This is a genomic window from Xenorhabdus sp. KJ12.1, from assembly GCF_963876495.1.
GTDB lineage: Bacteria > Pseudomonadota > Gammaproteobacteria > Enterobacterales > Enterobacteriaceae > Xenorhabdus > Xenorhabdus stockiae.
Genome location: NZ_CAWNQH010000067.1, coordinates 1 through 13328, shown reverse-complemented (window position 1 = coordinate 13328; position 13328 = coordinate 1). Strand labels below are relative to the sequence as shown.

Here is a 13328-nt window from a genome sequence, read left to right as displayed (position 1 = left end):
TGCTCCCCTCAAAAAAATAACGCTGTGCCTCAAAAATAACCCTGACGTTTTTTCAGCTCCATTGAGCCGGACTGATCACTATCAATCAGCCTCCCCTGCCGCTCGCTGGTTGTCGATATCAGCATTTCTTCGATAATTTCCGGCAGGGTTTCCGCTTCCGATTCCACGGCACCAGTCAAAGGCCAACAACCGAGCGTCCGGAAACGAACTTTACGCTGGCTGATAACTTCTCCCGCTTTCAAATCGATACGATTGTCATCAACCATAATCAACGTGCTATCGCGCTGAACGATCGGGCGGGGTTTCGCAAAGTAGAGGGGAACAATATCTATCTGCTCTAAATAGATGTACTGCCAGATATCCAGCTCAGTCCAGTTAGATAACGGGAATACTCGGATACTTTCCCCCTTATTAATCTGGCCGTTATAGTTACGCCAGAGTTCCGGACGCTGATTTTTCGGATCCCAGCGATGAGAGCGATCACGGAAAGAATAAATACGCTCTTTAGCGCGGGATTTTTCCTCGTCACGCCGGGCACCGCCAAATGCGGCATCGAATCCGTATTTATCCAGTGCCTGCTTCAGGCCTTCCGTTTTCATGACATCGGTATGTTTGGTACTACCGTGAATAAAGGGGTTAATGCCCAATTCTTCACCCTGCGGATTACGATAGACCAGCAATTCAAAACCATATTTCTCTGCGGTTTTATCGCGAAATTCATACATTTCCCGGAATTTCCAACCGGTATCGACATGCAGCAGCGGGAAAGGCAACTTTCCCGGATAAAATGCTTTACGTGCAAGATGCAGCATCACAGAAGAATCTTTACCAATGGAATAAAGCATTACCGGATTAGTAAATTCGGCAGCAACTTCACGAATAATATGAATACTTTCTGCTTCAAGTTGTTGCAAATGAGTCAGTCTTTTGTTGTCCATTAATGCTCCCCCATTAATAGTTCTTCCATAAATAGTTCATTAGGCTAAATCAACAACAGCAGGGCGATTTGCCGGCTCAGTAGATTCTGTATGTTCTGCCGGATTTTGATGATCAACCGATTTCAACCCAAACCAAGCTAATTGATGGTGAAGCTGAGCAACTTCTCCCACTACCAGCAACGCTGGTGATGGCGCTTCCTGTGCCAACTGCTCCAGTTCGGACAGGGTTCCGGTCAATACCTGTTGCTCAGCGCGGGTTCCACAGCCAATAACAGCAACCGGTGTACTGGCATCCCGCCCATGTGAAATGAGTTTCTGGCTAATCAGGGCTGACTTGATGATCCCCATATAAATTGCCAGTGTCTGGTTACCTCGTGCCAGTGCGGGCCAGTCCAGTTCATTGCCATTTTCGCGACAATGCCCGGTAATAAACGTGACACTTTGGGAGTGTTCCCTGTGTGTCAGAGGAATACCCGCATAAGCCGAAGCACCAACGGCGGCAGTTATACCGGGCACAACCTGAAAAGGAATACCCGCGGATTCGGCAACCTGTAATTCCTCTCCGCCGCGACCAAAAATAAAGGGATCACCACCTTTCAGGCGAACCACTTTTTTCCCCTGATGTGCCAGTTTGACTATCAGAGCGTTTGTTTCTTCCTGCGCAACAGAATGGCTGCCTGCTCTCTTGCCTACACAGATTTTGTCAGCATCACGGCGCACTAATTCGAGTATTTCATCGCTGACCAGATGATCATAAAGCACCACATCAGCCTGCTGGATCACCTGTAACCCTTTTAACGTCAACAAACCCGGATCACCGGGACCTGCTCCGACTAATACCAACTCACCTTGTTTACTGGTTTGATTTTGTTGTTCATCGGCAATCTGTTGAGCCAGTTGCTCCTCAGCCTGTTGTAACTGCCCATTAGCAACTAGCGTGGTAAAGCGCCCGCTAAAGGCTTTTTCCCAGAAATAGCGACGCTGGCGCAGAGAATTCAGGCTCTGTTTTACCTTCCCACGCCAACGACCGGCAATTTCTGCCATCGCACCAAGATGAAAAGGCAACAACGATTCCAGCTTTTCCCGCAGTAACCGTGTTAATACCGGGGATTTTCCGGCAGATGAGATCGCCACCATAACCGGAGAACGATCAATAATTGAGGGGAAAATAGCTGAGCATAGTGACTGATCATCTACCACATTAACCAAAATGGCGCGGCGATTAGCTTCGCTAAAAATAGCCTGGTTTAAATCATGATCGTCAGTCGCTGCAAGCACCAGAAATACACCATCAAGATAATCCGTACGGAATGTACCCTGTCGCCACTCAATCTCCCCTTTTTGATGGCGTTGTTGCAATTCAGGGTGTAATTCAGGAGCAACGACTGTTAATGCCGCACCGGCCCGCAATAACAGGCTGGCCTTGCGGGAAGCCACTTCGCCACCTCCCACCAGCAAAACAGCTCTCGACTTCAGCTCAACAAATAAGGGTAAGTAATCCACAATGACAGGCCATCCAGAATTTAATTTATTAATAATTATCGATACACAATGGATTTCAAGATGCGTCGCGGCGGCAAGAGAGTGAATCCCCGTGAGCATAGCTAACTATGTGACCGGGGTGAGCGGTGACCGGGGTGAGCGAGCGCAGCCAACAAAGAGGCAACTTGAAAGACGAAGTGTATAAGGGATGAATATATGTGGCTGTGATAATGTTATGAAATGTCAAAAAGTAATTATTAGTTCCTGAATCGTATAAGGTCGGTTTTTTAATGGGTTATAAAACCACAACATGCAAAGTACTCAGGAAAAATAGCTGCTCTTTTATTGTTCACCCACTTGTTTATGGCAAAGTTATTTTTGTGATAAAAATCACATTTTTTAGCTTTTTTGAGGTTTTAAGATCTTTGAAAGAAGCTTTTAACTTTAAAAATAAAATAATCGAAAATCAGTTTATTATCACACTCCATATCTGTTTATTCAGATGATTAACCCTAATTTATCATATTTAAAAATGATGTATAAAATAACTATATATACTGCTATTATAATAACAAAAATAACTTTTTAGAAAAAACCTCTCAATGAGTAGAAAAAATATAATTTCAAAAATCGCAGATGAGTGCGATAAAATTCTTGAGTTTCATATGTGGTATAATTATCCTAATAGTATTTTTTGGCCAGTAATCCATCTTATGGATATTGATAATGAAGACTTTCTCGTTGAAGTTTATAGCACTGTTTCAGATAATCATCTGAATATATTAACTGAAAATTTTGTTATTCTCCCTATAATAGAGTCTACACAAAGCACTAAATTAGTGGATTATATAAAATCCATTAAAAATAAAAAACCATCTATTATTGATGATACTCTTATCTTTGATATTGAGTCTGCTCTTTTTATTAATTATGAAGAACCTGAAAATAAATTAAAATCTCAACGGTTTGAAAAAATTTATATACATCTTAAGAGATTAATCAAAGAAAATCACAATAAATCACAAAACAATGGAGAAATAATAAAAACCCTTGATTCGATTATTCACTTTTCAATAAAGAACAAACATGAATATTTTTCTTACATCAGTGCTTATTGGCTAAGCTTTTACTTTTACAAATCAATTCCTAAAATTAAAAACCGACGGAAAGAAAAAATTCACAAAGATACTTTATCTGAATTATTCCCGAACATCTTATTTTAAACAAATAATAATTAAAAAATACATTATTGTAGCTATTTTAAAAAATTTACCACTTCTCCATAATAAAAACTCACGTATTAAATATGCTGCTATTTACATATAGACTGAAATATTTCTACCGCATATTATTTAGACGGAAATTATATTAATATTAAATTTGTCTCAATATTTATATCATAGTAAAAGATGGGGCATTTTTTCGCATCACAAAATCATTATAAAAATTAGCAATATAGAAGATAAGCAGCTATTCTTATTCATGAATATTGGTAACCTTGTCTGCATTAAAGCTAATATAAAATAATAATGCCTCAGCTTGAGGTAGTTAAACATTTTTACTTTTACACAAAAGGTTTTATTTTTATTATGAATACCAAAAAATTACTTTTATCGATCTCTCTATTAGGTACTTTAGTTCTCAGTGGTTGTGCCAGCATACCTCTTGCCACTGAACAAGAATCATCAACAGCTAAGAGCTTCTCTGTTCCAGAAAAAGATAAAGCTGGTTTATATATCTATCGTGATAGCTTTGCCGGTAAAGCGTTAAAAAAAGACATTTATATTGATGATAAATGTCTGGGTGAAACCGTTGATAAGACGTTTTTCTACACACAGGTAGCTGGTAATCAAAACCATAAAATTTCAACAGAATCAGAATCCTCCCCTAACGACTTAAATCTTTTTACTGAATCCGGAAAAAATTACTTCGTAAGACAGTACATAAAAATGGGTGTTTTTGTTGGCGGTGCTGGTTTAAGTGTGTCAACAGAGGATGAAGGTAAAAGAGTGATATCCAAGACGAGTATGCGCCTGGCTAAAGAAGGGCATTGTGATAACTGATTTTAGCTATAACTGAATATTTGAATTTGAGAATGGCCGAATAATACGGCCATTCCAAAAGTTCAAAAGGAACTCAGCCTTCATGCAAGCCACATTCCCGCTTCAGGCCAAAAAAGCGGGTTTGTTCTTCACTCATACCCGGTTCCCATTTTTGCGTCGTATGGGTATCCCCTACAGAAAGGTAGCCTTGCTCCCATAGAGGATGATATTCAAGTCCATGCTCTGTCAGGTATTGATGTACCTTGCGATTGTCCCAGTCGATAATCGGCAGTATCTTGTAAACACCGCGTTGCACTGCCAACACTGGTAAACTAGCTCGGCTTTCCGATTGCTGGCGACGTAATCCTGCGAACCATGTCTGCGCATCCAATGTTTTCAACGCACGGTTCATCGGCTCAACTTTATTAATCTGGTTATAACGTTCAATCCCATCAACGCCCTGTTCCCACAGTTTGCCATAACGCGCTTCCTGCCAAGTCGGGCTTTGTTCTGCACGAAATATTTTCAGGTTCAGGTTTAGTTTATCAGCCAGTTTGTCGATAAACTGATAAGTTTCTGGGAACAAGTAGCCAGTATCCGTCAGGATAACCGGAATATCAGGGTATTCCTGCGTGACCAGATGCAGGCAGACTGCCGCCTGAATACCAAAACTGGATGAAAGGATGAACTCACCGGGCAGATGTTCCAGTGCCCATAGGACGCGTTGACGGGCATCCAGTAACTCTAGTTGTTGGTTTGTCTCAGCGAGCGCTTCTGTGCGCTGCTCAGGAGACAAAACCAGTAACTCAGCTAAATGTGGCTGGCTCATACTGCTTCCTGCCAGTCGTAAAAATCGATGGCTGAGTTCAATACAGGTTTAATAATGTCAGTTCGGATCAGGAAATCTCCGAAATCTTCATTTTCATTACGCTCTGTAGCCCAACGACCGATAAGTTCATCCAAAATAGTCAGGATTTCAGCGGAGGTGATATTTTCCTGATACATACGCGGAATTCGGCTACCATTGCGATTTCCACCAAGATGCAGGTTATAGCGATCAGGCGCTTTGCCCACCAGCCCGATTTCGGCCAACATCGCCCGACCACATCCATTGGGGCAACCTGTAACACGCAACACAATATGTTCATGGCTAACGCCATGTTTTTCCATTAACGCATCGACATGATCCACAAAAGTTGGCAGGAAACGTTCCGCTTCTGCCATCGCTAAAGGGCAAGTCGGAAACGAAACACACGCCATAGAATGGTGACGCAGTGAGGTCACGCCGTCATCAATAAGACCATGCGCACGGGCAATAGATTCAATACGCGCTTTTTCACTTTCCGCCACTCCCGCTACTATCAGGTTCTGATTGGCGGTAAGACGAAAATCACCTTTGTGAATTCGAGCAATTTCTGCCACGCCGGTTTTTAGTGGTTTATCTGGATAATCCAACAAGCGGCCGTTTTCAATAAACAGGGTCAAATGCCATTGATCATCAATACCTTTCAACCAGCCAATCTGATCGCCTCGTCCGGTAAATTCATAAGGACGGACTGGCTCAAATTTCACACCTGCACGTTTTTCAACTTCCTGCCTGAAAGTTTCAACGCCAACACGCTCAAGGGTATATTTGGTTTTAGCGTTTTTGCGTTCAGTTCGGTTACCCCAGTCACGCTGTGTTGTCACGATGGACTCAGCAATTGCCAGTGTATGCTCCAGTGGGATATAGCCAAATTCACTCGCCAGACGTGGGAAGGTGTTTTTATCACCATGAGTCATGGCTAATCCGCCACCCACCAGCACGTTAAAGCCGATCAACTGATCATTCTCTGCAATAGCAACAAAGTTCATATCATTGGCATGCAGATCAACATCATTTTGTGGAGGGATCACAACTGATGTTTTGAATTTACGCGGTAAATACGTTTTACCGAGGATCGGTTCTTCGTCAGTTGTAGCGATCTTTTCTTTATCCAGCCAAATCTCAGCATAAGCGTTGGTACGAGGCAGGAGGTGCTCGGATATTTTCTTCGCCCACTCATAAGCCTGCTGATGTAAAGCCGACTGTACCGGATTAGAAGTACACAGTACATTGCGGTTAACATCGTTGGCAGTTGCCAATGAATCCAATCCCATTTGAGCCAGTAATTGATGCGCCGGTTTGACGTTGTTTTTCAGGATGCCGTGAAACTGGAATGTCTGGCGGTTAGTCAGCCGGATGCTGCCATACAGCGTGCTCTCTGTCGCAAACTGATCAATGCCCAGCCATTGGCGCGGAGTAATAATTCCTCCCGGCAGACGACAGCGCAGCATCATAGCATGGCGGGGTTCCAGTTTTTGTTCCGCACGCTCAGCTCTAATGTCACGATCATCCTGTTGATACATACCGTGAAAACGGATGAGGAGAAAATTATCCCCCTCAAACCCGCCTGTCAGCCCATTTTTTAAATCTTCGCTGATCGTCCCACGTAAGTAGTTGCTTTCTGACTTCATACGTTCACTGTCAGCGAGTTTACCTTCAACAATCAAAGGACCTTGTTTTTCATTGCTCATTGTTTTCATGATCGTTTTCATTGCCCGTTGGTTTTTATTGCTTATAGTTTTTCGTTATTTTTGCTAGTAAACATCTCTCTGATAACGACGTTCAAGGCGCAGTTCACTTAGGAATTCATCCGCCTGCTCTACATCCATACCACCCTGTTGTGAAATGATATCCAGCAATGCCTGCTCGACATCTTTTGCCATACGATTGGCATCTCCACAGATGTATAAATGTGCTCCCTCACTAATCCAGCGCCAGATTTCCTCGCCCTGCTCACGCAGCTTATCCTGCACATACACTTTATGCTGTTGATCCCGCGACCATGCCAAATCAATACGGGTAAGTAACCCCTCTTTGACATAACGCTGAAATTCCACCTGATACAGAAAATCTTCTACAAAATGAGGGTTACCAAAGAACAGCCAGTTTTTACCTTCAGCGCCCTGATTATCCCGTTGTTGCAGGAATGCCCGGAATGGAGCCACTCCGGTGCCGGGGCCAATCATGATCACCGGGGTTTGTGGGTCAGCGGGTAAGCGGAAGTTATCGTTATGCTCAATAAAGACACGGATGTTGTCATCTTCCTGTAACCGATCAGCCAGATAACCTGATGCTCCTCCGGTACGGGCGCGACCGTCTATGTCATAACGAACAACACCAACGGTAATATGCACTTCATTTTCGACTTCATCCTGAGAAGAGGAAATGGAGTATAGGCGTGGAGTTAATGGACGTAATATATCGATAAATTGCTGAGCTTCAGGTTGCTGAGCTGCCTGCCTGACCATATCCACGATAGGCGTTTTTTGCGCATATTGTTGCAACGTTGATTTTTCGGAGAGCAAAGCAAGCAAATTTTCATCTTTCGTCAGGGCAGCATATTTTTCGACAATAACACCCGTGTTTTGTGTCAGTTCAAGATGGCTGGTCAAAGCCTCACGCAAAGCAAGTGACTTTCCATGTACTGTGACAGTTTCAGTTCCTTCCAGATGAAGCAAGCCAATCAATTCATCAACCAATCCCGGATCGTTTTCAAACCAAACCCCCAATGAATCACCGGGCTGATAACGCAAACCAGAATCCCCCAGATCAATTTCAATATGGCGGACATCTTTATCCGATGTGCGTCCGGTAATTTTCTGGTTAACCAGCAGAGAAGCAGTCAATGGCGCTTCTTTGCTATAAGGGCTGGTATAAGGGCTGGAAAGAACAGTACCAGCGGCCACTGCTGTCTTTGTTGTGGCTATTGCTGTATTTGCCGGAGATGGTAAGCGTTGCTTCAGAATATCGGTTAGTTGTTGACACCATTGTGTAGAAATATCCTGATATTCCACATCTGCATCAACGCGATCCAGTAATCGCTGAGCACCTAATTCACTCAGGCGGCGGTCAAAATCTTTACCGGACTGGCAAAAATGTTCATAGGAAGTATCTCCTAAGCCAAATACAGCGTAAGCCGTCTCTTTCATCGAAGCTGCTTTTTTGGAATGCAGATATTTATGTAGTGCTACAGCTTCTTCAGCAGGTTCACCTTCACCCTGCGTTGAAGCAATAATGATCAATACGCGCTCTTTTGCGATCTGTTTGAATTTATAATCACCAGCATTAACTAAATTCACACTCAAATTCTGCGCCAATAAAGCGTCTCTGAGCTGTTCTGCCAGACGCCTTGCATTACCCGTCTGAGAAGCCGAAATCAGTGTCACGGTTTCCTGTTCAGGTTCAGGTACTCCTGACACTGACGCTACCGTGTTGGTTTGCGGTTGAGAATTCAACATTCCCCAAAAATAGCCTGATAACCAAGCCAGTTGATGTGGAGAAAAATCACTAACCTCTGATTGCAGGCGTGACAATTGTTCCTGAGATACAGGTAGTAATGCAGTTGAAGGTGGTTTTGCAGTCATTATCCAGTGCCCTTTGCTATAGCCAATACCCATGATTAACAGTCACAAACATGGAGTAATCATAAGGTTATCCCAGAACAGGCGTCGGGCTTAAAGAAAGGTTAGCAATATCTAATAACTAAATTACCTAACTTTATTTACAGATTTAATATATCGATAAAGTTGTTAAACGCTGGATTTTATTTCTACAGAAAAATCACGTTAGGCGCGAAAGTTCAGGTAGAATAGCCGGCCTTTTGAATTCAGGAAAAAGTATTATGAGCACTACCATCTTTAAAGATTTTCAATTTGAAGCGGCGCATCGCCTGCCACATGTTCCTGAAGGACATAAATGTGGTCGCTTGCATGGGCATTCATTTATGGTTCGTCTGGAAATCACCGGTGAGATTGATCCTCATAGCGGATGGCTCATGGACTTTGCCGATGTGAAAGCCATCTTCAAGCCAATTTGGGAGCGGCTGGACCACCATTATCTCAATGAGATCCCCGGTCTGGAAAACCCAACCAGCGAAGTGCTGGCTCAATGGATTTGGAGAGAGTTACAACCTGCTTTGCCACAGCTCAGCGCCGTTATGGTTAAAGAAACCTGTAGTGCCGGTTGTATCTATCGTGGAAAGTAAGACATTCAGCACCAAATTTTGGTGCTGAATGCACAATAAATAAGCGCCAAACGCACATCAAGCGATATTTAAGTATTTGTGCGTCTGCATCGAGAAACGCCAGTTACGGGCAATGCAGGTTTCAATACACAAGCGGGTTGCTTCTTCTTTCTGACTGATAGGCTGTAAGGCAATAACCGGTCTGTTATTTTCATCAAGCATAGTCAATAGATCATCCAATGATTCAATATCGCGCTCACGCCCGACAGGGTGCTTAATCTCATTTGCGCGATTCATCGCTTCAGGCAATACTTTGTATCCGCCACGCATTTTCACTTTCGGTGAAACGGTTACCCAAGTTTTGTCAGTGCAGTGGATCGCGTGTGTACCACTCGTTTCTATCTGACACTGATAGCCTGCATTTTCCAGTGATTCCGTCAGGGGACGTAAATCATACAAACACGGCTCTCCACCCGTAATTACGATATGACGAGCGGTATATCCCTGGCGAGTGAACAAATTAATGATTTGCTCTGGTGTGGCAGCGCCCCAAGTATCGCTATCCTGCGATTTTACCAGTATGTTCTCCATCGACTGCTGCTTATCAGCTTCTTTTTCCCAAGTATGCTTGGTATCACACCAGCTACACCCTACCGGACATCCCTGTAATCGTATGAAAACAGCAGGAACACCGGTAAACACACCTTCTCCCTGCAAAGTCTGAAACATCTCATTTATTGGGTAAATCATAAAAAAACTCTGGTTTTAATAAACTGCCCGTTATTATTACAGATATCTATCCCGCGGACATCCATCTTTATGGTATCGTACGAGGTTGCTTTTGCTGGTATCTGACACCAGACAGGGCATTGTATACCTGAAATAGCATATGCCTGAAATAGCATTGTATGCCTGAAAATACTCTCTGGCATGAAAGATAGATGGGATTAATGAATGCAAGACAATGAAAATCAGCTTAAACAGGGTCTGAGTGTGAGGCATATCCGCTTCATGGCTTTAGGCTCTGCAATAGGCACAGGGCTGTTTTATGGCTCAGCAGCGGCAATACAACAAGCAGGACCGGCTGTATTGCTGGCATATTTGATTGGCGGTGCTGCCGTATTTATGGTGATGAGAGCACTCGGCGAAATGGCCGTTCACCATCCTGTTTCCGGTTCTTTTTCGCAGTATGCCAGCCATTATCTGGGCCCATTAGCCGGTTTCCTGACGGGTTGGCTCTATGTTCTTGAAATGCTGTTTGTTTGCCTCGCTGATATCACTGCATTCGGCTTGTACATGAAATTTTGGTTCCCCGATGTTGATCAATGGATTTGGGTTCTGAGTATCATCTGTTTTATTGGTGCGCTGAATCTATGTCATGTGAAGATTTTCGGTGAAATGGAGTTCTGGCTTTCTATCGTTAAGGTCACTGCCATTATTGCCATGATCATTGGTGGCCTTGCAATTATGATCTTTGGTTTTGGCCAGACAACAGAGCATGCCACCGGGATCGCTAATTTATGGGAACATGGCGGTTTTATGCCGAATGGCATCAGTGGAGTGGTTGCTTCATTGGCTATTGTGATGTTTGCTTTCGGTGGAATAGAAGTCATTGGTATCACTGCCAGTGAAGCAAAAGATCCGGCAAAAACAATTCCTAAAGCGATTAATGCTGTTCCCTTCCGTATCTTAATCTTCTATGTCCTGACTTTATGTATCCTGATGTGTATCTATCCGTGGGATCAGATTGGTCAGAATGGAAGCCCATTTGTACAGATTTTTTCTGATCTGAAAATCAGTGCGGCTGCGCATGTTCTGAATGTTGTTGTTATTACTGCTGCCATTTCAGCCATCAATAGCGATATTTTTGGTGCCGGACGAATGATGTATGGCATGGCTCAGGAAGGACAAGCACCTGAGGCATTTAAAAAGCTGACCCGAAATGGGGTTCCATGGATGACTGTTTTGGTCATGATTGTGGTTCTGCTGCTCGGAGTCATGCTAAATTGGCTGCTTCCCGGCAATATTTTTATTCTTATTGCATCCGTCGCTACATTTGCCACTGTCTGGGTGTGGTTGATGATTCTGCTTTCTCATGTGGCTATGCGTCGCAAAATGAGTGCAGAAGAGGTCAGAACCTTGAAATTTCCGGTTCCAATGTGGCCCATTGCTCCCATAATTACGATTATTTTTATGAGTGTAATTATCCTGCTACTCGGGTATTTTGAGCAAACGAGAGATGCTTTATACATTGGCGCTGGCTGGGTGATTATCCTGACCATTGCCTATTTTTTCAGCATAAAGAAAAAGCTTGCCACATCTCACCGTGCTAGCCAATAAAATTGGTCTCTGAAAACGCCGGAGCAATTTCCGGCGTTTTGCTCTTTTTTACCTTTCACCACGCTGACTTAATTGAAGATCTTCGTAACTTATAGCGAAAATCGGACAAGAAGTGGATTGTGATCAGAAGCAATCGTTGTTAAAACGGTTGCACTCTGGACAGTTAGTTCACGATAAAAAACAAAGTCTAGGGGTTTACCAAATACAATTGTTCTATGATCGTCGTTAAAGTAAACTTCTTTTAACCCCATACGTTGAGCAAAACGCTCCAGCACTCTGAATCGCCGACGACTCCAAGCATTAAAATCACCGGCAAATATCACTGGCCCATCATGTAACTTAATATAGATACCAATGTTATCCAACTGCCGACTATAAACGTCAACGCCAAGGCTGAAATTAATAGCGTGTACATTAACCACCATCAGCTGCTGTTCATCGACTAAAGGGTACATAGTAATAAGAGATGATTTAGAAAGCCTTAATATAGGTTCTTTTTCCCTTAACGGACAACAATAGATAGGAGAAGAAGAGGCTAATGTCATCACACCCGATGGATGCTGAGGAATAGCAAATGCAGGTACTTGATCTGCAACCAAACCACTGGCTGTGATGAATTTCAGTAAGTCAGGTGTTGTTTGCGCTTCTTGCAGTAAAATAAGATCACTTTTTTCAATTAAGGAAGATAAAACACTTTGCCACTGTGGGCGTTGCTGTTTATGGATATTCCAAATAGCAACAGAAAACACATTATTATCCGCAAAAAATGGCTCTCCACATGGCAAGAGTGCTTCTTCAAGTAATCGCGTGGAAGTAGGAAAAACCCTCTCTACAGGCTGCCCTGCGATATACCTTACTGCATAATTTTTATGAGCCAGATTTTTTCTCTCACGGGCTCTTCTTACATACCTATTTCTTATCAAATTGCACCCCAACCTACCTTAATGCATCGGCCTTCATTAATATGACACCTCTATAATTGATTGCAATCCTTAGTACTAAAAACGTACTAAAAACAAAGTATGAATTGTAAGAGTAAATGCCAGAATAGATTTTATACAGGAAATCTTTTCCATTTATTAAAAAAGTAACGCATCTGGTAGCAAGTTATTGATGAGGCGGTATTCCAATACTCGAGTATATAGAAGGGCTGATTGAGAATCGAATCAAGATACTGATAAAAATGGCTGAAATAGAAAAAACCCCTGAGATTTCTCTCAGGGGTTTCTCTAAATCGGTGGCGGTGCGGACGGGACTCGAACCCGCGACCCCCGGCGTGACAGGCCGGTATTCTAACCAACTGAACTACCGCACCACCGAATACTGTTTCATGCTGCCTTTTGGGCTGGCAACACTGATAAATTGTTGTCTGGCAGTTCCCTACTCTCACATGGGGAGACCCCACACTACCATCGGCGCTACGGCGTTTCACTGCTGAGTTCGGCATGGGGTCAGGTGGGACCACCGCGCTATTGCCG

At 43.2% G+C, this 13328-nt stretch carries 11 protein-coding genes, 1 tRNA gene and 1 rRNA gene; 4 read left to right on the top strand and 9 right to left on the bottom strand.

The window, feature by feature from the left end:
- Nucleotides 1-29: 29 nt before the first annotated feature.
- Both cysD and cysG read right to left on the bottom strand, forming a co-directional pair.
- A complete protein-coding gene (gene cysD / locus AACS92_RS09995; protein WP_255398522.1) occupies nt 30-956 on the bottom strand; it encodes a sulfate adenylyltransferase subunit CysD in 927 nt (308 codons plus the stop codon).
- A 21-nt stretch (nt 957-977) separates the two neighbouring features.
- Entirely contained in the window at nt 978-2441 is a 1464-nt protein-coding gene (gene cysG / locus AACS92_RS09990; RefSeq protein WP_099111067.1) for a siroheme synthase CysG, read from the bottom strand.
- A gap of 581 nt (nt 2442-3022) precedes the next feature.
- Between cysG and AACS92_RS09985 the strand changes: the two genes are divergently transcribed.
- Complete coding sequence (locus AACS92_RS09985) at nt 3023-3643, top strand: hypothetical protein (RefSeq protein ID WP_153044779.1); 621 nt, start codon at nt 3023-3025, stop codon at nt 3641-3643.
- A gap of 366 nt (nt 3644-4009) precedes the next feature.
- Entirely contained in the window at nt 4010-4483 is a 474-nt protein-coding gene (locus tag AACS92_RS09980) for a DUF2846 domain-containing protein (RefSeq protein ID WP_099111113.1), read from the top strand.
- A 73-nt stretch (nt 4484-4556) separates the two neighbouring features.
- Here AACS92_RS09980 and AACS92_RS09975 read toward each other — a convergent pair whose 3' ends face one another.
- From AACS92_RS09975 to cysJ, 3 genes are all read right to left on the bottom strand, one after another.
- Complete coding sequence (locus AACS92_RS09975; RefSeq protein WP_099111064.1) at nt 4557-5291, bottom strand: phosphoadenylyl-sulfate reductase; 735 nt, start codon at nt 5289-5291, stop codon at nt 4557-4559.
- Nucleotides 5288-7018, bottom strand: a complete 1731-nt coding sequence (gene cysI, locus AACS92_RS09970) for an assimilatory sulfite reductase (NADPH) hemoprotein subunit (protein WP_099111112.1) — start codon at nt 7016-7018, stop codon at nt 5288-5290. Before cysI ends, AACS92_RS09975 begins: the two co-directional genes overlap by 4 nt.
- Nucleotides 7019-7081: 63 nt before the next feature.
- Nucleotides 7082-8911 (bottom strand): NADPH-dependent assimilatory sulfite reductase flavoprotein subunit, encoded by a 1830-nt coding sequence (gene cysJ, locus AACS92_RS09965; RefSeq protein WP_099111063.1) that lies wholly within the window; start codon nt 8909-8911, stop codon nt 7082-7084.
- A gap of 257 nt (nt 8912-9168) precedes the next feature.
- On the opposite strand from cysJ, the gene queD reads away from it, so the two are divergent.
- Nucleotides 9169-9531, top strand: coding sequence for a 6-carboxytetrahydropterin synthase QueD (queD, locus tag AACS92_RS09960; protein WP_099111062.1), 363 nt, complete (start codon nt 9169-9171; stop codon nt 9529-9531).
- 57 nt (nt 9532-9588) lie between these two features.
- Here the strand turns inward: queD and queE are convergent, their stop codons facing one another.
- Nucleotides 9589-10260, bottom strand: coding sequence for a 7-carboxy-7-deazaguanine synthase QueE (gene queE, locus AACS92_RS09955; protein WP_099111061.1), 672 nt, complete (start codon nt 10258-10260; stop codon nt 9589-9591).
- Between the two features lie 204 nt (nt 10261-10464).
- Between queE and AACS92_RS09950 the strand changes: the two genes are divergently transcribed.
- Nucleotides 10465-11850, top strand: a complete 1386-nt coding sequence (locus tag AACS92_RS09950) for an amino acid permease (RefSeq protein ID WP_099111060.1) — start codon at nt 10465-10467, stop codon at nt 11848-11850.
- Nucleotides 11851-11939: 89 nt separating this feature from the next.
- Here AACS92_RS09950 and AACS92_RS09945 read toward each other — a convergent pair whose 3' ends face one another.
- From AACS92_RS09945 to rrf, 3 genes are all read right to left on the bottom strand, one after another.
- Entirely contained in the window at nt 11940-12728 is a 789-nt protein-coding gene (locus AACS92_RS09945) for an endonuclease/exonuclease/phosphatase family protein (protein ID WP_099111111.1), read from the bottom strand.
- A gap of 360 nt (nt 12729-13088) precedes the next feature.
- A tRNA-Asp gene (locus AACS92_RS09940) sits at nt 13089-13165 on the bottom strand.
- Nucleotides 13166-13217: 52 nt separating this feature from the next.
- A 5S ribosomal RNA gene (rrf, locus tag AACS92_RS09935) occupies nt 13218-13328 on the bottom strand; the annotation flags it as partial.